At 46.4% G+C, this 22,244-nt stretch carries 20 protein-coding genes; 17 read left to right on the forward strand and 3 right to left on the reverse strand.

Annotated elements, in window-relative coordinates; genetic code table 11:
- Positions 1 to 121: 121 nt before the first annotated feature.
- The 5 genes from BN1938_RS04390 to BN1938_RS04410 all read left to right on the forward strand — a co-directional run bounded on the left by BN1938_RS04390 (position 122) and on the right by BN1938_RS04410 (position 4,771).
- On the forward strand, positions 122 to 1,432 hold the full coding sequence (locus BN1938_RS04390) for an amidohydrolase (protein ID WP_050639431.1): 1,311 nt from the start codon (positions 122 to 124) through the stop codon (positions 1,430 to 1,432).
- 95 nt (positions 1,433 to 1,527) lie between these two features.
- Positions 1,528 to 2,913, forward strand: a complete 1,386-nt coding sequence (amrA, locus tag BN1938_RS04395) for an AmmeMemoRadiSam system protein A (protein WP_050639432.1) — start codon at positions 1,528 to 1,530, stop codon at positions 2,911 to 2,913.
- Complete coding sequence (amrS, locus tag BN1938_RS04400) at positions 2,906 to 3,733, forward strand: AmmeMemoRadiSam system radical SAM enzyme (protein ID WP_050639433.1); 828 nt, start codon at positions 2,906 to 2,908, stop codon at positions 3,731 to 3,733. Before amrA ends, amrS begins: the two co-directional genes overlap by 8 nt.
- Position 3,734: 1 nt before the next feature.
- Positions 3,735 to 4,199: a YaiI/YqxD family protein gene (locus tag BN1938_RS04405; protein ID WP_050639434.1), complete on the forward strand. Its 465-nt coding sequence runs from the start codon at positions 3,735 to 3,737 to the stop codon at positions 4,197 to 4,199.
- Complete coding sequence (locus BN1938_RS04410) at positions 4,196 to 4,771, forward strand: cyclase family protein (protein WP_050639435.1); 576 nt, start codon at positions 4,196 to 4,198, stop codon at positions 4,769 to 4,771. Before BN1938_RS04405 ends, BN1938_RS04410 begins: the two co-directional genes overlap by 4 nt.
- A gap of 11 nt (positions 4,772 to 4,782) precedes the next feature.
- Here the strand turns inward: BN1938_RS04410 and yaaA are convergent, their stop codons facing one another.
- On the reverse strand, positions 4,783 to 5,580 hold the full coding sequence (yaaA, locus tag BN1938_RS04415; protein WP_050639436.1) for a peroxide stress protein YaaA: 798 nt from the start codon (positions 5,578 to 5,580) through the stop codon (positions 4,783 to 4,785).
- A 1,201-nt stretch (positions 5,581 to 6,781) separates the two neighbouring features.
- Between yaaA and BN1938_RS04425 the strand changes: the two genes are divergently transcribed.
- The 3 genes from BN1938_RS04425 (at position 6,782) to BN1938_RS04435 (ending at position 10,006) form a co-directional block, all read left to right on the forward strand.
- Positions 6,782 to 8,755 carry a sensor histidine kinase gene (locus BN1938_RS04425; RefSeq protein ID WP_050639438.1) on the forward strand — a complete coding sequence of 658 codons (1,974 nt, stop codon included), beginning with the start codon at positions 6,782 to 6,784 and terminating at the stop codon, positions 8,753 to 8,755.
- On the forward strand, positions 8,730 to 9,476 hold the full coding sequence (locus tag BN1938_RS04430) for a response regulator transcription factor (protein ID WP_050639439.1): 747 nt from the start codon (positions 8,730 to 8,732) through the stop codon (positions 9,474 to 9,476). The genes BN1938_RS04425 and BN1938_RS04430 overlap by 26 nt, the downstream gene beginning before the upstream one ends.
- Before the next feature lie 344 nt (positions 9,477 to 9,820).
- Positions 9,821 to 10,006 carry a hypothetical protein gene (locus tag BN1938_RS04435; protein ID WP_050639440.1) on the forward strand — a complete coding sequence of 62 codons (186 nt, stop codon included), beginning with the start codon at positions 9,821 to 9,823 and terminating at the stop codon, positions 10,004 to 10,006.
- A 218-nt stretch (positions 10,007 to 10,224) separates the two neighbouring features.
- Here the strand turns inward: BN1938_RS04435 and BN1938_RS04440 are convergent, their stop codons facing one another.
- On the reverse strand, positions 10,225 to 11,145 hold the full coding sequence (locus tag BN1938_RS04440; protein WP_050639441.1) for a GNAT family N-acetyltransferase: 921 nt from the start codon (positions 11,143 to 11,145) through the stop codon (positions 10,225 to 10,227).
- A 271-nt stretch (positions 11,146 to 11,416) separates the two neighbouring features.
- Between BN1938_RS04440 and BN1938_RS04445 the strand changes: the two genes are divergently transcribed.
- The 7 genes from BN1938_RS04445 (at position 11,417) to BN1938_RS04475 (ending at position 19,799) form a co-directional block, all read left to right on the forward strand.
- Positions 11,417 to 12,733, forward strand: coding sequence for an ABC transporter substrate-binding protein (locus BN1938_RS04445; RefSeq protein WP_050639442.1), 1,317 nt, complete (start codon positions 11,417 to 11,419; stop codon positions 12,731 to 12,733).
- 127 nt (positions 12,734 to 12,860) lie between these two features.
- Positions 12,861 to 13,805, forward strand: coding sequence for a carbohydrate ABC transporter permease (locus tag BN1938_RS04450; RefSeq protein ID WP_050639443.1), 945 nt, complete (start codon positions 12,861 to 12,863; stop codon positions 13,803 to 13,805).
- Positions 13,805 to 14,635: a carbohydrate ABC transporter permease gene (locus BN1938_RS04455; RefSeq protein ID WP_050639444.1), complete on the forward strand. Its 831-nt coding sequence runs from the start codon at positions 13,805 to 13,807 to the stop codon at positions 14,633 to 14,635. The genes BN1938_RS04450 and BN1938_RS04455 overlap by 1 nt, the downstream gene beginning before the upstream one ends.
- A gap of 6 nt (positions 14,636 to 14,641) precedes the next feature.
- On the forward strand, positions 14,642 to 16,531 hold the full coding sequence (locus BN1938_RS04460; RefSeq protein WP_050639445.1) for a glycoside hydrolase family 127 protein: 1,890 nt from the start codon (positions 14,642 to 14,644) through the stop codon (positions 16,529 to 16,531).
- A 9-nt stretch (positions 16,532 to 16,540) separates the two neighbouring features.
- On the forward strand, positions 16,541 to 18,445 hold the full coding sequence (locus BN1938_RS04465) for a glycoside hydrolase family 127 protein (protein WP_050639446.1): 1,905 nt from the start codon (positions 16,541 to 16,543) through the stop codon (positions 18,443 to 18,445).
- Positions 18,446 to 19,015: 570 nt separating this feature from the next.
- The gene (locus BN1938_RS04470; protein WP_050639447.1) at positions 19,016 to 19,618 is read left to right on the forward strand and encodes a Maf family protein; all 603 of its coding nucleotides are present in this window, start codon (positions 19,016 to 19,018) and stop codon (positions 19,616 to 19,618) included.
- Positions 19,611 to 19,799 carry a DUF6472 family protein gene (locus BN1938_RS04475; protein WP_050639448.1) on the forward strand — a complete coding sequence of 63 codons (189 nt, stop codon included), beginning with the start codon at positions 19,611 to 19,613 and terminating at the stop codon, positions 19,797 to 19,799. Before BN1938_RS04470 ends, BN1938_RS04475 begins: the two co-directional genes overlap by 8 nt.
- 48 nt (positions 19,800 to 19,847) lie before the next feature.
- Here the strand turns inward: BN1938_RS04475 and BN1938_RS04480 are convergent, their stop codons facing one another.
- Entirely contained in the window at positions 19,848 to 20,405 is a 558-nt protein-coding gene (locus BN1938_RS04480) for a M48 family metallopeptidase (protein WP_050639449.1), read from the reverse strand.
- Between the two features lie 70 nt (positions 20,406 to 20,475).
- On the opposite strand from BN1938_RS04480, the gene BN1938_RS04485 reads away from it, so the two are divergent.
- Both BN1938_RS04485 and BN1938_RS04490 read left to right on the forward strand, forming a co-directional pair.
- Positions 20,476 to 21,168: a response regulator transcription factor gene (locus BN1938_RS04485; protein ID WP_050639450.1), complete on the forward strand. Its 693-nt coding sequence runs from the start codon at positions 20,476 to 20,478 to the stop codon at positions 21,166 to 21,168.
- A complete protein-coding gene (locus BN1938_RS04490) occupies positions 21,161 to 22,150 on the forward strand; it encodes a sensor histidine kinase (RefSeq protein WP_050639451.1) in 990 nt (329 codons plus the stop codon). Before BN1938_RS04485 ends, BN1938_RS04490 begins: the two co-directional genes overlap by 8 nt.
- The last annotated feature ends 94 nt before the right edge of the window (positions 22,151 to 22,244 follow it).

Consider the following 22,244-nt stretch of genomic DNA (forward strand, 5'->3'; position numbering starts at 1 on the left):
AATTTAAATGGGCTGGATGCGTAACAGTTCAGGCTTGCCTGAACTGTTACGAGTAAATACCCCGTAAACTGGGACAACATCTTGCAGCAAGCAGTTTTATGACACACTCAAGGGAGGCAGAATGAAAAGCGCAGAAGCATGGGAAGTATGGTTTGAACAGAATAAAGAGGAAATGATACAGACAGCGGATGATATTTTCCGCCATCCGGAACTGTCCGGGCAGGAGGTCTATTCTTCAGGGCGGCTGGCCGCTTTTCTGGAAAAACAGGGATTTTCCATTCAGTGGAAGATCGCAGGATTTGAAACCGCTTTTATAGCACAGTGGGGTAGCAATAAGCCGGTCATCGGATATCTGGCGGAGTACGATGCCCTGCCGGGGCTTGGACAGGAACCGGTTTCGGAGTGCCGCACCGACGGCGGTCCGGGGCATGGATGCGGGCATAATCTTCTGGGAACGGCCTGTGCGGCAGCAGCCTGTGCACTGAAGGCGCAGATGGAAGCTGCGGGCGTGGAAGGGACGATCCGGGTATACGGCTGCCCTGCAGAAGAGATTGTCATCGGGAAAATCAAAATGAATGAGGCGGGTGTCTTTGACGATCTGTCCGCTGCTGTCACATGGCACCCTTTTGACAGAAACCGGGTAAGCTACGATATCTGGCAGGCCCAGGACGTGAAGAACTATGCGTTTTACGGTACGGCAGCCCATGCCGCCAAACATCCCGAACTGGGGCGCTCTGCCCTGGACGCCGCGGAGCTGATGAATGTGGGGGTCAATTATCTGAGGGAGCATGTGGCGGATGATGTGCGGATGCATTATACTTACACAAATACTGACGGTCCGGCAAATATTGTGCCTGACTATGCATCCACCAATTATTTTATCCGTTCCGGCCGCAGGGACCGGACGGAGGATGCTTCCCGCAGGGTGGATGACTGCGCACGCGGGGCGGCTCTGATGACAGGGACGAGAGTCGAGATTGAGCTTGTGACCTCCAACAGGGAGATGAAGGTGAACCGGGCGCTGGCAGAACTGTTTTACGAGGCCATGGAACAGATTCCCCTTCCGGAGCATACGGAGGAAGAGCTGGAGTTTGCCCGTAACATAAGCGAAGCGGCAGGACTAAAAAACGACGGCGTTTATTTTACAGAGCTGGAGCCTCTGGAGGAGGAACCGGTACTTCTGAACATCGGAACTGACGTATCGGATGTGAGCCACACCGTGCCCACGGTGATGCTCAGTGCGGCGGTGATGTGTAAAGGTACGCCGCTTCACCATTGGACCACAACGGCCCAGGCGGGGATGAGTATCGGGCAGAAAGGGATGCTGTACGTGGCAGAGTGCATGGCGCTTGGCGGCTGGATGCTGATGAGAGAACCCGGGCGGCTGGAACAGGTATGGAGGGATTTTTCGGATGATAAGGCCGGGGAATAAATAGGAATATCGTAACGGAAAAAAGAGAAAGCAGACAAATGGAAACGGTTCAGGCCCGCCTGAACTGTTTCGACAAATCAGAAGGAGGGAGCGCTATGGGAATTATGGCGGCATTTATGGTTCCGCATCCGCCGCTGATCGTACCGGACATCGGCAGAGGTGAGGAGCATAAGATTCAAAGCACGGTGGATGCATATGAGAAGGTCGCCCGGCGGATCGGGGAACTGCAGCCGGAGACGATCGTATTGATTTCGCCCCATCAGGTCATGTATGCGGATTACTTTCATATTTCACCCGGAGAGGGGGCGAAAGGGGACTTTGGCCAGTTTGGGGCAGGCCAGGTGAAGCTGGAAGCTGCATATGATACAGAGTTCACAGCGTATCTGGGCAGCCTGGCTAAGGCTGGAAAACTGCCGGCAGGAACCTTGGGAGCGCGGGATAAGTGCCTGGATCATGGTACTATGGTGCCCCTGTATTTTGTGAACCGGTACTGGACAGGATACAAACTGGTAAGAATAGGGCTTTCGGGATTCCCGCTGATCAGACATTATGAGCTGGGGCAATATATCGGCAGGACCATAGAACACCTGGGCAGAAAGACGGTACTGATTGCCAGCGGAGATCTGTCACACCGGCTGAAGGCGGACGGGCCTTATGGCTATCAAAAGGAAGGCCCGGAGTACGACGCCCGGATCATGGATGTGATGGGCAGAGGCGCATTTGAGGAGCTGCTGGAGTTTTCCGAAGACTTTTGTGAAAATGCGGGAGAATGCGGACACCGAGCATTTACAATTATGGCCGGGGCTCTGGATGGGATGGCGGTCGCGGCAGAGCGGCTTTCTTACGAGGGGCCTTTCGGCGTCGGCTACGGTGTGTGCGCTTATGTGCCCTTCGGGCAGGATTCTGAGCGGAAGTTTAAAGAGCAGTTTGAGGCAGAGGAAAAAGCCCGGATTCTGGAAAAGCGGGAACAGGAGGATGCCTATGTGCAGCTTGCGAGGCGTACGATAGAGGAATATGTGCGCACAGGCAGAAAGATACAGGCGCCAAAAGGGCTGCCCCGGGAACTGTACAGCCAGCGGGCCGGCGCTTTTGTGTCAATCAAGGAAGACGGGCAGCTTCGGGGCTGTATCGGAACCATTCAGGCAGTACGCAGCTCGCTTGCTGAGGAAATCATAGACAATGCAATCAGCGCTTCCTCCAGGGATCCCAGATTTCCTGCGGTGGAGCCGGAAGAACTGGACAGGCTTGTAATCAGCGTGGACGTACTGGGGGAGACAGAGCCGGTGGCTGCCCCGGATGAGCTGGATGTAAAACGATATGGGGTTATCGTGTCAAAAGGGCATAAGCGGGGGCTTCTGCTTCCGAATCTGGAAGGCGTGGATACCGTGGAGGAGCAGATTGATATCGCAAAGAGAAAGGCCGGCATCGGCAGGGACGAAGAGGTACGCCTGGAGCGGTTTGAGGTGGTTCGGCATGAATAAAGCTTGTCAGGTATGTATGCACCATTGCAGTCTGGGGCCGGGGCAGACCGGATTCTGTCTGGCCAGAAAAAATGAAAATGGAGCGGTCATATGCGGTAACTACGGCCGGGTAACCTCCATGGCCCTGGATCCGATCGAGAAAAAACCGCTGAAAATGTTCCGCCCGGGGAGCAGGATTTTATCGGTGGGCAGCTATGGATGCAACCTGCGGTGCCCTTTCTGCCAGAATTACGAGATATCCATGGCGGATGAGGCCGCTGCGGGCGCATTGTATATTTCACCGAAGGAGCTGGCCCAAAAAGCGTTGGAGTATAAAGCTGCCGGCAATATCGGCGTGGCGTTCACCTACAATGAACCGCTGGTCGGCTGGGAGTATGTGAGGGACACGGCAAAGCTGGTGAAAGAAGCGGGAATGGTGAACGTTCTTGTCACCAATGGCTCTGCAACTCTGGAAGTGCTGGAAGAGCTGCTGCCGTTTACGGATGCCATGAATATTGACCTGAAGGGGTTTCGTGCGGACTATTACCGGATGCTGGGGGGCGATCTGGAGACGGTGAAGGCGTTTATCCGGCATGCGGCAGCATCCTGTCATGTAGAGATCACAACGCTGATTGTGCCGGAAGAAAATGACAGCCTGGAGGAAATGGAAGAGGAAGCGCAGTGGATCGCATCTTTAGACGGGGAGATTCCTCTGCACGTAACCCGTTTCTTTCCACGATATCATATGGAAAACAGAGGGCCCACGGATATAGGCCGGGTGTACCTTCTTGCAGAAACGGCGCGTAAGTATCTGAAAAATGTATTTGTGGGGAATTGTTAATATGAAAATAATAGTAGATGCAGATGCCTGTCCGGTGATCGGGATCGTGGAAGCCGAAGCGCGGCAGAATGAGCTTCCGGTCATTTTGGTCTGTGACACGGCACACCTGTTCCATTCAGATTACAGCCAGGTTGTAACGGTGGAAAAAGGCGCGGACTCCGCTGATTTTAAAATTGTTACTATGGCGGAAAAAGGAGATATTGTAGTGACGCAGGATTACGGTGTGGCCTCCATGTGCCTCGGAAAGGGCGTATTCCCGATCCACCAGAGCGGAAAATGGTATACAGCGGAGAATATCGATCAGATGATGTTTGAGCGGCATATAGCCAAAAAGGTCAGGAGAAAGACCAGGAAGAATCATCTCAAAGGGCCGAAAAAGCGGACGCAGGAGGATGATGACCGCTTCCGGGCGTCCCTCAAACGGCTGATTGTGAAAGGAAAGAAGGAGGCGGGAGAAACAGAATGAAGTTCTATGACATTTCGAGGGAATTATTTGGCTCCGCCGTATATCCCGGAGACCCGGCGCCTGAATATGAGCGTCTGATGCAGGTGAGAACCGGAGACGCGTGTAATCTCACATACCTGAAAATGTGTGTACACAACGGAACCCATATGGATGCCCCCAGACATTTTCTGGATGAGGGCAGGGCAGTTGACGAGCTTCTGCTGGAGCAGGTTATGGGCCCGTGCAGTGTCGTAGAATATGACGGCATACTGGACGCAGAGCAGGCGGGGAAGATCATAGCCGGGAAAGAGAAAAAGGTATTATGGAAAGGCAGCGTTGTTTTCACGGAGGATGCGGCCAGAGTATTTGCGGAGGCAGGCATGGAGCTGACAGGTGTAGAAAGCCTGACCGTGGGCCCCGAAGATTCGCCGGCCGGAGTGCATAAAATCCTGCTGGGTGCAGGAATGGCCATACTGGAAGGCCTGTATTTGTGTGACGTGGAGTGCGGCGAATACTTTCTGTGCGCCCAGCCGTTAAAGCTGGGCGGATGCGACGGAGCCCCGTGCCGGGCGGTGCTGATAGAAGGTATCTGAATAGCAGGCTTTTATATCATCATATCATCTGTCTGACATTCAGGGGCCGGATTCTTCAGAAAAACATATTCCGTCTCCGAGGAAAGTTCCGGATGGAAACGATAATCCAATCGATCAAACCTGCGTATCTCGGAAATATTTTCTATGTACTGTTCAGACATCCAGCGGACCATCTCTCCGCGCGCCATCTTCGCCTGAGTACCTTTCATCTTTACTTTCCCATTTATAATCTCACCAAAAATGCAGGTCACCTGAGAATGCGGCGCTCTGACGTATGGCAGAATCGTTTTACTATATTCGGCAGAAGCCAGATTCAGGATCTGAACAGAATCAGATTCCCCGTCTTTCCCGGTCAATAAGTCATACATCCTGCTGCCCCAGAACCGATAAAGATCCCGTGCTTTCTCTGTTTCTAATTTAGCCTGCATCTCGAGGCGGTAAGGGATCACCCGGTCGGCAGGCTTCAGAATTCCATAGAACCCGGATAAAATATAAAGATGATCAGAAACATAATCCCACTGCGAATCCGAAAAAACCTGTGGAGCCATATACTGATACTGGATTCCTTCGTAAGCAAGCAGTGCAGGGCTGGAAGCACGATTCGGAGAGAAAGAATGAAGACGTTCATAATTCTGTTTGGCAAGCCTGTCGCTGCAATGCCACAATGTCTGAAGTTCTTCCAGTGCCATCTCCTTCAAAAGAGTATGTAGATATCTGGTTTCCTCCAGAAAGACCGGATCCGTAAGCTTAAAACTAAATTCATCTATAAGATTCATTTTTTTTGCAGGTGAAATAATAATCTTTAACATTTCAATAACCTCGTATGAGCTATATTCTCCTTTATTCATCCACGGTGCGGGTGGTTTGGAATAAGCGGAAGATATATAATTGACAGAATCCGTAATATTGACTATAATATACTTAACAAGACAGCCGGAGGGTGAATGCACCTCACCCACCCCGGCGAAAGATATTAAGAAATAGCCGTTTACTTTCTGAGGGTAGGACGGCTATTTTTTATGTTTGTCATAGAAACTTTTTACAAGGGTGATAATTGCAATAATCATCAACACAAATGTAAAGAGGTTATCATATGTAACGTACATAAGCACCACCCCTTCCTCAAGACTCGGAACAGGTGGGAGCACGTCCCCGGCTGCCTTATTAAGTATATTATTGTTACTGTTCACACCCTGCGGGCGTGCACAGTAACGGCATCTGCCCATTTAAAGTCGCCTACGGCGAGGGGGGCTATGCGCCAGTGGCGCATGTTTAGCACGTACCGAAGCGGAGCAAAGACCAGATGCCCCGAGACCATCACATCATCGGCTACGATGCCGTGCAGCAGGGTGCACGGCACGGTCTGAACAGTAACATATTATTGTCAATGAGCTGAGTCAGAAGATATATAATTGACAGAATCCGTAATATTGACTATAATATACTTAACAAGAGAGCCGAAAGCCAGCACACACCTGGCTGACGGTAAGCATCAGCTCTAAAAGTAGCGCCTTAGTTTACCAGACCGAGGGCGCTACTTTTTGCGTTTAAAGATGTTAACAACAAGAGTTATTATCGCACAAATCATAATTACAAAAGTGAATAAATCGCTATATGTAACCATTGACACCAGCTCCTTTCAAAAAATCCGGCAGCTGGTATGGTCGCCCCTTCGGCTCCCTGGGTAAGTATATTATTGTCAATGTGCTGTATTAGAACAAATGATCCGTTCAGGATATTTCTCCCCAGTCCTGTGGGGTATAAAAACTTGGCTGTTCTTTTAGAGAACGTTATTTAGAGCAGACAGATTCTTTGTCTTGTCTTTTGCTCTTTATAAATTCAATATACCTCTCAATATGTTCTTAATATCTCTCATGTTTTTTACCTTCTCAAAAAAGTTTAACATTTTAAAGTTAGAAACTCAATGCTAAAATATCGTTTTCCCCCAGACTCGCTTTTCAAAAAGTTTTCTGCTAAAATATGATTCAGAGATCCACAGGAGGTGAGGTCATGTTAAGCAAAGCCAAGGAGCTGTATCTCCGTTTAATCAAAGGCAAACTAGTCAACCAGATTATTTTCGTAATAGGAATCATCTGTTTCATACAGATCATCATAGTCTGTCTGATGTATTTATACATGTATCATTCCAGAGAAGAAGAAATTATATCAAATAATATGCAGATATTACATCAGGCAAACACAAATTACTTTTCCGGGATCGTGGATGATTTATCTGTTGCATCAAAAGAAATGTTTTATGATAAAATATTCTGGGAAAGCGGCGGAGAGGAATCGGTCAGCGAAGATAACCAGATATACAATATTCTTGCAAGTAAATATAATTCGGCAAGCGATATCGACAGTATTTATTTATATTCCAGTGCATCAAACAAATTTTATATAATGGATGAAGTTTCGTTTAACCATATTCCTATTAAATCAACGGAGAATACGCTGTACATATTAAACGGTCATGATCTGGAAGAGATGCCCTGGTATACTGCGGCGGAAACGAGTAATGCATTGGCGGTAACGGTGTCAAAAGAAATCCGGTACGATGAGAAAGATATCATTTGCTTTTCCAGATATATACAGTATCCTTTAAAGAATGACGATTATTATTTTGTTATCTCCGTAAATATCAATAAGAGCAGGCTCGATACACTTTACAGACAGTTTAACAGCGAGGAGGAAGAGTTATTAATATTTGATAATGACCTTCAGTTAATCTACGACAGCGAAGAGCGGGAGGAGAAAGCGCTGAACAGCTTAAAGGATGCAGTCAGTATTCATGACGAATCCGGATATTGGTTCAGACAGAAGATCGATAATAAAAAATGCGTTGTAATCGCGGATAAATCCCAAAATGAAGGCTGGACAATGGTAAAGATTGTGCCGGAAGACCAGATTATGAAAGGGATTAAAACACAGTTTATCAGCAACTGCATACTTGTGCTTATGATTTTCGGCCTGGGAATCCTGGTTTTATACTATATAATCAATCGTACTATGAAGCCGATAGAGAATCTTGCAGGTACCATGCGGCATTATAAACAGGGGGAAAGCTACGAGGAGCCGCTGCTGGCAAAGAGAAGCGATGAAGTGGGAACCCTTTATTCCAGCTTTGAGAAAATGAATCTGAGAATCAATACCCTGATCGAATCGGAATATCAGAGCCAGATTCAGGAAAAGCAGGCCAAATTAGAGGCGCTGCAGGCGCAGTTAGACCCGCATTTTTTATATAATACTTTGCAGACAATCAGCGGAATTGCAATTGAGAATAATGTCCTGGAGATCGAGGAGATTAACAATGCACTAAGCGGGATTTTAAGATACAGTCTTAACAACAGCAAGAGCATTGTGAAGGTATCCGAAGAAGTCAGAATTGTCCGGGATTATATGGACATTCAAAAATACCGGTTTGGTGATAAGATCAGCCTGGAGATTAAACTCTCGGAAAAGGCTCTGGATATGCTGGTTCCGGTGTTTACATTACAGCTTCCTGTAGAAAATGCCATCAAGCATGGGATGGAAAAAACTACAAAAGCAGTTCATATCTGTATTTATGATATAATTAGAGAAGACGTATACCCAAGGACATACCGTAACACAAGCCCTGCGGGCGGTGTATCAGCAAAGTTGAAAAATAAGGTATACCCAAGGGCACCCCGTATTTCATACCCCTGCGGGGCGAATTTTCGGCTAAAGCTGAAAAATAAGGTGTGTGAATTTTATATTGAAGACAACGGCGATGGCGTTGAGACTGAACGGTTAAAGGAAATTCAGAATATGCTGAATAGCAAAGGAGGGGCGCCAGCGAATGGATACGAGCAAAAAGGGCTGGTGAACCTTAACGAACGTATCCGGCAGCAATTTGGCCCGGCATATGGGGTAAGTATTGAACAGCGGGACGGAGGCGGTATTCGAGTGAAGATTAAGGTGCCAGGAGGGAAGGCAGATGCTGAGAGTAGTAATTGCAGATGATGAACGGATTATCCGTCGGACAATACGCCTGATTGGTAATTGGGAAGAAAACAATATGGAGATTGTTGGAGAGGCACAGAATGGGCTAGAGGCTGTTGAATTAATCAAGACTAAGACCCCGGATGTGATCCTGCTGGACATGAAAATGCCCGGCTGTTCCGGAGACCAGGTTCTGAAGTTTATAGCGGAGGAAAAGATGAATCCGTCGGTTATCGTCATCAGCGGGTATGATGACTTTCAATATGCCAGAATCGCTTTAAAATATGGCGCGGTAGATTATATATTAAAACCAATTAACCGGAATGAACTGAACCAGGCACTGAAAAAGATCTGTGAGCAGCACGCAGACGAGAGCGGCGGAGCAGGTATTGAGCGCAGGAAAGATATTGTCGGGCAGATAAGGGAACGGATCGATGCGGAATATGCCCGGGATATTTCACTGAGCAGCCTGGCTCAGGAGTACTACATGAATAAGGATGTATTGTCCAGGCTATTTAAGAAAAAGTATGGAGTAAATATCACCAGTTACATAAACGAGGTAAGGCTTGCACAGGCAAAGGCATATCTGGCGGCAGGCTATAACATTGCGGAGGCAGCAGAGCTTGTTGGCTATCACGATTGCAGCTATTTCAGCCGGGTATTTAAAAAATACTGCGGGGTATCTCCAAAGCAGTTTATTCTTGAAGGGGATAAGGCTCCTGTAACTATGGATGACGGGTAGGTAATATGTTAGGTCTGGCGGAAGTTCACCTTTCAAGATAAAGCTACTAGGGGATAGCAAGGCGCCTAAAAGCATCACGTCATACATTATGAGCATACTGCAACTCATGGTGGGGACAGCGAAAGCGGAAGAATAAGGCATGAGAGGCTTGACACGTGCCTCGCTGCAAATACTCCAAGACATACTCAAATAAATGTTGTAAAAAAAGGGAGGGGGGCTTCCATCTAGTGCAGGTATTTGGTTATACAAACTGGCATTTAGGTAATAAAGATTTGCACATTGAAAATTGAATATCGGCGCTTGGGGTGGTATAATTTTTCTATCAAATTGTGGAGGGAAATTACATGAAAGAAAATAAAGTTATGTGTCCATCTTGTGGGAAAGAATGGAAAGTCAAAAAAATTAAAAGGACTAGAATATCCGGAAGTGAAGAGGCTATTCCATTTGATATAAATGAGAATGATACACTTTATGTGGACACAGGAAAAGTTAATTGTCCTGAATGTGGAACTGAAATTCAGATATATTAAACTGAAAAATTTTACCAACCGTCAATATTCGATGGTTGGTATTTTTATGCAACAAAATAACTAAACCAAAATTTACCTCCGGTGATATCTGGCTTTTGACGTATGATGATGCCGATTGTTTTCTTACTCTTTAAGAGTAGTTTATAAATACAAATACACATTCTTTTTACTTTTTGTTATATCAACGCCGACTTTATTGCAGCTATTTCAGTTTAAACCTATTTCTTTCTAAAATGCAGCCAATGGATTCCATCTTCATACCCAATTTTGCTATAAAAGATATCTCCGCCACCGGTCATGATTTCCGCACCAAGCGGCTTCAAATTACTATAGTGCTTTGCAAGAGCTGACGACGCAAGTCCCTTCTTACGATACTCGGGAATTGTACAAAGTGGCTCCATGTAAGCCAGTTTATTTTGGGGTACCCACCACATCCCGGAAAAACAAACATACTCTCCCTGTTCATTCGCTATTATTATATTATATTGCTGAGTTGCATGAGGGGGCGGCGCTATAATAGAACTTAATGTGCCATTATATGCCTTTGTCGGATTCCATAATGTACCCTGATCTTCATTTTTCCAATTTTCAAAGGCACCTTTATCCTCATGGTTAAAGCCCTTCCAAGTGCAGACAGCAAGCTTCACAGGATCACAACTTTGGGGATCAACGAAACGAAATCCTTTCGGTAACGGATAGTTTAATACTGTTTTTTTAAAATCGCAGATCAAGTCAATATTTTCAGCCGCTGTCACATATCCTTTTTTCCTAACTGTTTCGACAAATACGCTTTGTCCTCTAAAAAGGACCAGTTCCTGTTCATGCCTAAAGTTTGGCATATTTTTTTCTGCATATACCACCATATCTTCTGCTAATTCTTCATATCCTGGTCGAAGATTAAAAAATATATTAGTGACAGGATCCGCTGTAAATACAAATCCAACTACCTTGCCACTATCAAGCCACAGCCGGTTTAAATGTAAATAGGATTTATTCATCCATGAGGATGTAATCGCATATTCAAAAAACGGTGCTGGTACGCCATTTATAAAAAAATGCTCATATGTATCCACCATAAAATCCCAAACCAACTGTATATCCGTCAGGATTTGGAATTGCTTTGTCGCTATATTTTTCATCTGCTTATTTCCCTTCATTAAATAATCATCTAGAATTTCTAATGTTTTTTCAATTAGTTATCATTCGCTTGAATTATAGAGAATCCCCACATTGCCTGCCTTCAATAAATTCAGTATACCAAATTATCAGCAAGAAATAATGAATAATTTGATAATTTTTTGCATTGTCAGTTTTGTCCTAAAAACAGTCGATATTGTCTATGTATTTCATAAGGAGTTAAATATATGATAATAATAACAAAACAAAGCGAAACCAAAAGGAGGAGGACAAATGAGGAAAAAGAAATTATTATCATTGGGAATTGCACTCGCGATGATCACGGGGCTGGCTGCAGGCGGATGCGCCCAAAAGGGAAGCGGCAGTACATCAGACAGCAGCGGCGCCCAGAAACAGGAATCAAGTGAACCGGTAGAGCTTGAATTTTTATTCGGGGATCCGAACAGGACGGAGATATTCAGCCGTATTGTTGAAGACTTCAATAACAGCCAGGATGGGGTTCACGTTACATTCAACGCAACCGGCACAAACCATCTCGAGGAGTTGATGACCCGGCTGGCGGCCGACGATGCGCCGGATCTGACAAGCCAGCTGCAGGGATTTGAACTTGCCAGTTATGTAGATGCAGGATATATCAAAGATATCAAGGATGAGCCTTTCATGAAATACATCCGGGACACAGAACTGGATACGGTCACGATTGAGGACGGGGTATATGGAATCCCGATGGATACGCAGGCATGGGGCGTTTTCTACAATAAGGAGTTATTTGAACAAGCAGGCATTGCGGACGTTCCGGTGACAGTTTCGGAATTAAAAGACTGCGTAGAGAAGTTAAAAGCATCCGGGATCACGCCGTTTGCCGCGGGCTATGCAACAGAATGGACCATTGGCCAGTTCCTGGGATATGGGGCATCCTCCATCCTGACGCCGGCTGCGGTAGAGTTAGGGGATGACTATAAGAAAGGAAACTGGACCTTTGACCAGCCGGGTATCGATCAGGCGTTTGACGTATTGGATCTGGTAGCAGACAATACACAGGACAGGCCGTTTGATACAGATGTGTCGGGACAATACGCCGCTTTTGCGAAAGGGGATGCAGCCATGATGCTGCAGGGCAACTGGTCGATTCTCCAGATCAGAGAACTGAATCCGGATATCAAAATGGGGATGTTCCCACTTCCGATTTCCGAGGATAAAGAAGACTTGTTGTTCCCAAAACAGTACGGATTTGTAATCAATGTATTAGCGGCATCCGAGGAGGATCCGGCAAAAGCTGATGCGATCAATCAGTTTATGGAATATTTTCTGAACCCGGAAAACGGCGGCGGCTACTATTATGATGAAATCGGTGTTCCAACAGCTAATGCTACAGCGGAGCCTGAATTAGATGAAGCATCCGAGATTCTGCAGACATATCTGCAGGATGAGAAAACAGTCTTTACTTATTATGCATATGAGCCGGCCGGATTTGATGCGGAATCATGGAAAGTTACTGTACAGTACCTGAATTCCGGTACAAAAGACCACAAGAAATTAATTGAGGATTTTGACAATGCATTTAACAAGTATGCGGATGCATTAGATTAGTTGATGATTCGTGACAGTTCAGGCTTGCGTGAACGGTTACGTCGATTCAGAGGCTGCAAAATTGGGCTTACGTAAAACCGTACAATTTTGCAGCCTTTTGATAACGAACGGAGGAGATGTGCAAGACATGAGGAGCAGAAAGAGGAAAAAAAGAGAGGTATACCAAAGGGCACCCCGTAATTCATGCCCCTGCGGAACGAATTTTCAGCGAAAGCTGAAAAAAGAGGTTTTAGATTTTATCAGATTTGTTTTTCCTATGTTAATACTATATGTACTTTTTTTTATACTTCCGTTATTTCAGACTATTGGTTATTCATTTACGAACTATAACGGAATTAATCCTAACAAAGAGTTTACGGGATTATCGAATTATGCAGATATATTGAAAGACGAACTTTTTTATAATGCCATGGGTTTTACTGTGAAATCGGCTGTTCTGCTGATTGTTCTGGCCAACATCGCAGGTTTTCTGTTCGCCCTGGCGTTGAATCGGAAAATCAAAAGCAGGAATGTTCTGAGGGCCATCATTTTCTGCCCTTTTATTTTTAATAATGTAACGGTCGGTTTTATCTGGCAGTTTTTATTGGGTAGATTTATGACGGATTTATATCCGCTGACCGGCTGGGGAATATTTAATACGGGCTGGCTGTCCGATGAACGGCTTGTATTGTACTCGGCTGCGGCTGTTAAGTTGTGGCAGTGTATTGGATATTTTATGGTAATTTATCTTGCCGGGCTGCAGCTTCTTCCGCAGGATCCGGTAGAGGCTGCGGTGATTGACGGGTGCAGCGGCGCTAAGATGATCCGGTACATTACGCTTCCTTTAATGAAGCCGACGATTTTTGTCTGCTTATTCTTGTCTGTCACGGAGAGCCTGAATATGTTCCCGCTGCTTATGAGCCTGACAAACGGCGGGCCGGGACATGCATCGGAGAATATTGCCTTATACATATACAACGAGGCGTTCAAGAGCCACCGGATGGGATACGCTTCTGCATTAGCGGTTGTATTGACGATTGTAATGGCGGTCATTGCCGGCCTGCAGATGAGACTGACAAAGGAGGAAGACTGATGGCAGAAAAAAAACGTACGAATAGGATGATTGCAGTGATTCTCTGGTTGATCTGCGCAGCGATGTTTCTTCCCATGGTTTTTGTAATCATGAATTCTTTTAAAACATTCGGGCAGGTTGTCATGGAGCCGCTTGCTTTGCCGGAATCCTGGAACCTGGATAACTTTAAAGAGGTTATGAACACCGGCCATTACGCAAAAATATTTGGGAATACGATCTATTTCGCGGTGTTAAGCGGGGTTATTGTCATAGGGCTTGGAGCAATGGCCGGATATAAGCTTGCGAGAATGAATAATAAAATCGGACACATTACGTCGGTTGTATTTATGATTGCCATGATGCTTCCATTTCCGGTCATTATGATTCCTCTGGCCGTGACAGCTTCAGATCTTCATATTACCAATAACCTGACGCTGATCTCAGTACTGAATGCCGGTTTCTCCTGTTCGCTGGCGGTGATTATGTACACCCAGGCCGTAAAATCCATACCGAGAGAACTGGATGAGTGTGCCTATATGGATGGCTGCAGCGGATATCGTTTCTTTTTCCAGATCATCTTCCCGCTGTTAAAACCGATCAACGGAACCGTGGCAGTACTCTATTTTATCCGATATTGGAATGATCTGATGCTGCCTATGATTCTGATCTCGAAGAAAGAATTATATACGATTCCACTGTCACAGTTAGCATTTTATAACCAGTTTACTCAAAATAGATGGAATCTTCTGCTGGCCTCCGGGCTGATGGCGATTATACCGGTTGTCATCATATATTTATTTGCACAGAAAACGATCATAAACGGCATAGCAGCCGGGGCTGTGAAAGGATAGGCGCGTATGTATAAAGAGACAAGTATAAAAGATGTTAAAATAACAGGCGGTTTACTGCATGAAAAAAGAATGCTGGCTGCCGGTAAAACCATCCCGTATATTAAAAAAGCACTGAACGATGAGATAGAGGGGATAGAACCAAGCGGGGCATTTGAAAACTTCAGAATTGCGGCCGGTGAGTCTGATCGGGAATTCTACGGGCTTGTATCCCAGGACAGCGATGTCTATAAATGGATGGAGGCGGCCGCACTGGCCCTTCAATATGAAAATCAGGAGACGCTGGCTGCTTTTGATGAGGCCGCGGATCTTTTAAAGAGAGCACAGCAAAAAAACGGATATTTAAATACATACTATATTATTCATGGTTTGAAGGACAAATGGCATTATCTGAAAGAGTCCTGCCAGTTATACTGTGCAGGCCATTTAATCGAAGCGGCGGTATCGGCGCATCAAGTGCTGGGACGGACAGATTTACTGGAGATAGCAGAAGCGTATGCGGATTATATTGATCATTGTTTTGGACCGGAGGCCGGGAAAATCAGAGGCTATGACGGTCATGCCGAAATTGAGCCTGCACTTTACCGGCTGTATGAGGATACAGGAATTGACAGATATAAGAGACTGGCGGATTTTTTTGTGGAGGAGCGCGGCAGGAAACCATACTTTTTTTCGGAAGAACCGCGGAATACGAACGTGGGGAATAACCTGGTATATGAGCTGGATGAAAGCGATTACAGGCATTCCCAGTCACATTTGCCGATACGTGAACAAAATGAGGCGGTCGGACATGCTGTAAAGGCAATGTATTTTTATACTGCTGCGGCAGATAAGGCAAGGCTGGATCACGATATGGATTTGTTTCAGCATGTAAAGAAGCTGTGGCGGAATGTGACAGAGGAAAAGATGTATTTGACAGGAGCTATTGGGTCATCTGCGTATGGGGAAAGCTTTACATATCCATATGACCTGCCCTCTGATTTGATGTATGGGGAGACCTGTGCATCGATCGGGTTGTTTCTGCTGTCTTATCATTTGCTGCTGATAGAAAATGACTCCCAATACGGTGATATTATGGAAAAAACTCTTTATAACGGCATCCTGGCAGGGATCTCGGAGAGCGGCACTGAGTTCTTCTATACAAATGCACTGGAAATCGATCCGGAAAGATGTGAGAAGAGGCAGGATTACTCGCATCTGAAATATGAGCGCCAGCCATGGTTTGACTGCCCTTGTTGTCCGCCGAACATTGCCAGGCTTTTAATGGGACTTAATAAATATATTTATACGGGTGATGAGCACAATTTTAATATCCATCTTTTCATAAACAGTGAGGCGGATATGAATGGCTGGACCGTAACACAAGATACCGTATACCCCAGAGCGGGGGAGATCAGGATCCGGGTGAGAAAGGCGGACAGCACGCCCGGAGTTCTGAGAATCAGGGTGCCGTCCTGGTGCGGGAAGATACGGATTAAAAAGAACCGGCAGGAAATACACCCGGTGATCAACAGAGGATACGCTGAAATCGAGCAGGAATGCTGGATGGAAGAGACTGAAATTCAAGTAGATATGGAAATGCTGCCCCGGAAAGTGTATGCGTCCCTGCAGGTACATTCTTTGATTGGGAAGGCGGCTGTGATGCGGGGGCCTGTGGTATATTGTGCCGAAGAAGCTGATAACGGGGATCTGAGCGGGCTGTTTTTTAAGAGAAAGGGAAACTTGTCGGGAGACGTGGATTTCATTTATGCGGAGGGATACCGGTGTACGAAAAAAGAGACCGGATTATATGGATGTGAGCCCCCGCAGTTTGAAGATAATGCCATTTGTCTGGTTCCTTATTACCATTGGGGAAACAGGGGAAAGGGCGGAATGTGTGTATTTATGAAAGAAAGGTGATTTGATGTTATGAAGCAGACAAAAATGGAAATCAGGGACGTTTTCTGGAGTGGGCAGATTGAAAAAATGTGCGAAAGCATCATACCCTATCAATATGAAGTACTAAGCGATGCTGTCCCAGGGATACCCAAGAGCCATGCAATTGAGAATTTTAGAATTGCGGCAAAGCTGGCGGATGGTGAGTATGCAGGCATGTTATTTCAGGACAGTGATGTGGCCAAATGGATAGAGGGCGCGGCATATTCCCTTAGAATAAAGGAGAATCCCAAGCTGGAATCCGAGATTGATGAACTGATTGAAATCATAGGACGGGCGCAGCAAAGCGATGGTTATCTTAATACATATTACACTTGCGTGAGAAAGGGGGAACGGCTTACCAATATCGCACACGGCCATGAAATGTACTGCGCAGGCCATCTGGCGGAGGCCGCGGCCGCGTATGCAGAAGCGACGGGAAAAGAACGGCTGCTGCAGATTGTAGAGCGTTATATGGATTGGTTTATGGAAAGAATCGGTCCGGAAGAGGGGAAACTGCATATCTACCCCGGGCACCCGGAATTGGAACTGGCGCTGTACAGGCTTTATCAATATACCCAAAAAGAAACATATTTGGATTTTATGAAATACCTGTTATTAGAACGGGGAAAGCAGCCCTCTTTCTTATTAAACGATTCCGGATTCGGTGAACAATTTAAGGATAAATGGTTTGGACTGGAGTATCACCAGGCACAGAAACCAGTGCAGGAGCAGCGCGAGGCGGTGGGGCATGCCGTCAGGGCCATGTATTTGTATTCCGGTTTAGCGGATCTGGCATACGAAACAGGAGATGAAAAGACCATCCGGGCACTGGATGCGCTGTGGCAGGATGTGACAAAGCGAAAGATGTATATTACGGGAGCAGTGGGAGCGGATGAGCATGGAGAGGCATTTTCGGTTCCATACGATCTTCCAAATGACCGGGCATATGCAGAAACCTGTGCGTCAATCGGCCTGGTGTTCTGGGCAAGACGGATGCTCCGTCTGAAGCTGGACAGCCAGTATTCGGATATTATGGAACTGGCATTGTACAATGGGGTATTGAGCGGTATGTCTGACAATGGCAAAGAGTATTTTTATGTAAACCCTCTTATGCTGAATCCCCGTGAAGCCGATCAGAGATACGACCTGAGGCATGTGAAAACAAGCAGGGTAACCTGGTTCGGATGTGCGTGCTGTCCGCCAAACGCGGCAAGAACCATCACGTCATTAGACAAATATGTTTATGATTATAATCAGGAAAAAAATCAGTTAGCCATTCACCTCTATATTGGCGGAAAAATATATTTGGAAGAGGGGGGCCTGTGGGAGATCACGGGAGATTATCTGGGAGTCGGAAGACTGGAAATAAAGTATTCCGGCCAACAGAAAGAAATGTCTGTAAGACTCAGGAAACCTGGCTGGAGTAAGAGCATTGGCGTATTGGTCAATGGAGAAGAAATACAACCGGAAGAAGTTACAGGATATATGGGAATAAACAAGGCGTGGTGTGATGGTGACGTCATTCAACTTCAATTTGACATTCAAAGCCGGTTTGTATATGCAAATCCCAAGGTATCTGCTGACAGCGGCAGAGCAGCGATATTGCGGGGCCCCATTGTTTACTGCCTGGAGGAAGCTGACAATGGAGAAGACCTGAATGCGCTGATCGCAGAATCGATTTGCGGGACACAGGAAATAGGACAGGAAAGAGAAGGCAGAGAAGAGATTTACCCGCCTGTTTATATACGGGGGTATCGGGAATATCAGAATTCGGGCAATCATGAACTGTATTCATTTGAACAGCCGGAGAGAAAAAAAGTCACCATGAAGGCGGTTCCTTATGCACGGTGGGGGAACCGGGGGATTGGGGAAATGCTGGTTTGGGTTAGGCGTTGACTAGCTTTGGGTTGGGCGATGGATGAGGGCGCAAAATGAAGGGCTAGCCGAAAGCCTGCCAAATGCACATATGCCGCCTCGAAGTGCGGACACGAACCTAAGAAATTCTAGGAAGCCGGCAGCCGAAAAAGCGGGGCACAGGCGGCACATCACGAGACATCCGATGATTTCTCGCGCTGGGCCGCCTAATTTTGTGATTCGGTGATCACAAAATTTCCCCGCTTTTTCGGCTGTCGGCTTCCAAGAATTTCTAAGGATCGTTTTAGCACTTTGAGGCGGCATATATGCATTTGGCAGGCTTTCGGCTAGCCCTTCATTTTGCTGGGTTCATCCAATCGGGAGGAAAGCTTGTCTACTGGGGGGCTCCTTAAGTGGGGCGGCGTATTGATTCGTTTGGTGGAACATATTGTACTCATTCATTTACTATAAAATAAGCGTATTCTATTTGCACCAGGGAATATTATAAACAAAGGGCGTACTGTAACGAAGGGCGTACCGTAACAAAGGGGTTTCGCAGAGTATTTGTACGTGATACAATGGTGCTATTGAAAGTTATGGGAGGCATATGTTATGAAGAGGATTGTACTTGGCTCTGCATCACCCCGGCGAAGGGAGCTGATGACGCAGATTGGGCTGGAGTTTGAAGTCGTGGTAAGTGATAAAGAGGAGCGTTATGATAGTACGGTTCCCCAGGAGATTGTGAAGGAACTGGCTTTGATGAAAGCGGAGAATGTGGCGGCTGAACTTGGTGCAGAACATGGATTGAGGGATACGGTTATTATTGGGGCGGATACGATCGTGGCTGTGGACGATAAGATATTGGGGAAGCCAAAGGATGAAGCTGAGGCATTTGAGATGCTGACGGAACTGCAGGGCAGGGCGCATCAGGTGTTTACCGGGACGGCCATTTTGGATTATGATGAGGACGGAGTGTGTCAGATTTTGAATCATGTGGTTGAGACCAAGGTTTATGTACATGCTATGGAACGGGACGAGATTCTGTCATATATCAAGAGCGGGGAGCCCTTGGATAAGGCAGGCGCATACGGGATACAGGGGGCATTTGCGGCTTATATTGATAGGATAGAAGGGGATTATTATAATGTAGTGGGTCTGCCGGTTTCTTGTTTGTACCAGCAATTGAAACAGATCGGAGGGGGTTACGTTGAATAAGCGTGAGGCATCAAACTGCGAATACTGTATGAACTATGAATATGATGAGGATTATGAGTGTTACGTCTGCATACAGAATCTGGATGAAGACGAAATGGTTCGGTTTGTAAAAGGGGATTTTCATGAGTGCCCGTATTACAGGCATGGGGATGAGTATAAAATCGTAAGAAAACAGATGTAAAGGGGGGCTGGCCCTTCTGTAAAAGGAACAGCTTCCTCCGCAAAGGGGTCAGACCCCTTTGCTCCAGAGCATGGCTCCGTTATCGCGCAGCCATTTCTGGCAGCTTTTGTAATTAGGAAGTATCTCTTCTACGATGTTATAAAATGCGGCTGAATGATTCATCTCTTTTCTATGCGCCAGCTCATGGACTACAATATAATCGAGCACATCTTCGGGGGCAAAGATCAGCCGCCAGTTGTAGTTGAGATTTCCTTGGCTGGAGCAGCTTCCCCATCGCGTTTTTTGTTCCCGGATGGAGATGCGTCCGTAGGAGACGTGCATGATGGATGCATAGTAAGCGGTTTTTTGTGTGAAAATATCTCTTGCTATTTTAATGTAACGGCTGCGCTGCCGTGTGGTAAGCGGCTGCGGGGCAGGCTGTGGAGTTTGCTTCGCTTTCTCGACGTATTTGAGTACCCAGGCTTCTTTTTCTTTGAGAAAACGGTCGATGGAGGATCTGGGGCAGTTCTTGGGGGCGCGGACTTTGACGCTGCCCTCCGTTGTGATTTGTATGGCCAGTGTTTTCCGGCCGCTGTATATAACTTCATATGAAAATGGATGTTTCAATTTGATCACCTCCACAACAGTTTAGCAGGGATACCATTAGAGTTCAAGATAGAAAAGGAGTCTTTTAAGAGTGGAAAAACAGAAGATTTTAATAGTGGAAGATGACCTTGCCCTTGCAGAAGGGCTTCGGATAAATATGGAAGCGGCGGGATTTTTGGCAGAGGCAGTGTATAACGTACAGGATGCGTTTCTGCAGCTGGAGACGGCCCAGGCGGATCTGCTTTTGCTGGATATCAATCTGCCGGATGGAAACGGAGTTGAATTTGCGGAAAAGGTGCGCCGTATGCTGAATGTCCCCATCATATTTCTGACAGCCAGGGATATGGATGAGGATATGATTGCCGGATTCCGGGCAGGGGCGGACGACTATATTACAAAGCCGTTCCATATTCAGGTGCTGGTAGAGCGTGTCCGGGCAGTGCTGCGGAGATATCAGCCTTCTATGGAAGTGAAAAATCAGATGCAGACAGGAAATCTGATGATCGACTTTGAAAGCTATACCGTATTGAAAAGCGGAAAGCCGCTGTCCCTGACTCCCACGGAGTTTAAGCTGCTTGAGAAGTTCTTAAGAAACCCCGGAATCGTCCTGACAAGGCAGGTGCTGATTGACGAGCTGTGGGATAATGATGGAAATTTTGTGGATGAGCATACGCTGACGATTTTTGTGAGCCGGCTTAGGTCAAAGATAGCAGATAACGAGTTTACGTATATTAAGACCGTATACGGGACCGGATACCGTTGGACAGGAGCTGAAAATGGATAAATGGACAATAGCCGCCGCCGTGGCTGCCGTCGTCGTCAGTGCACTAGGCACGGGACTGATTATGTGGATCAATATGCGGAAAAAATATATTGCATTTGCAGAGGACATTTGTGAATCTATAGACACGATCCTGCGGGGGGAGTCTGTGGAGAACTTTGTTTTGGAAGACGAAACCCTGTCTTCAAGGGTACAGATGAGATTGAAGCGGCTTTCTGATATTACGGAAGCTGCGGCAAAGAAAAATGAGGACCAGAAAAAGGAAGTGCAGAGCATAGTATCCGATATTTCCCATCAGCTGAAGACACCCATTGCGAATATCACCATGTATTGCGATACGGTTCGTCAGAAAGAATTGCCGGAAGAAACCAGGGAGAAGTGCCTTGAGGTGCTGGGCAGGCAGGTTGGAAAACTCGAATTTCTGGTACAGTCTCTATTGAAAATGTCCCGTCTGGAGACCCATATGATCTCCATCCACCCCGAAAGAAACAGCCTTAGGAATACGTTGTATGAAGTGTCTGAAAGCATCCGGGTGAAGGCGGAACAAAAAGGGCTGCAAATAGAAGTTGAGTGCCCGGATGACATCTATCTGTATTACGATGCCAAATGGACCGCTGAAGCAATCTTTAATATTGTGGATAACTCTGTAAAATATACAGCGGAAGGTGGAAAAATCCGTATTCATGCTGAACCCATGGAAATTTATACGAAGATTGTCATTGAAGATAACGGCATGGGAATTGCAGCGGAGCATGTCAATGATGTGTGCAAACGTTTTTTTAGAGAGGGAAAAGCGAACAGCACGGAAGGGGTCGGGATTGGCCTGTACCTTACCAGAGAGATTATCACAAAACAAGATGGATATCTGAAAATACAGTCCCGGGAGGGGGCCGGGACTAAAGTGGCGGTCTATATTCTTAACAAAATAAGTGAAGATTCTCCCACCTCTATCGGTGGAGAGCTGAGACACGAAAAACAAGATTAAGACGGCGGGCGGAGCGGATTCAGTATCCCCAACTGACATGATGTCAATCTACACATCTATAAGCTGCAGCATACTGATTGAAATTACCGAGCGT

It is taken from the genome of Eubacterium sp. SB2, assembly GCF_001244405.1.
Lineage (GTDB): Bacteria > Bacillota > Clostridia > Lachnospirales > Lachnospiraceae > Faecalicatena > Faecalicatena contortus_B.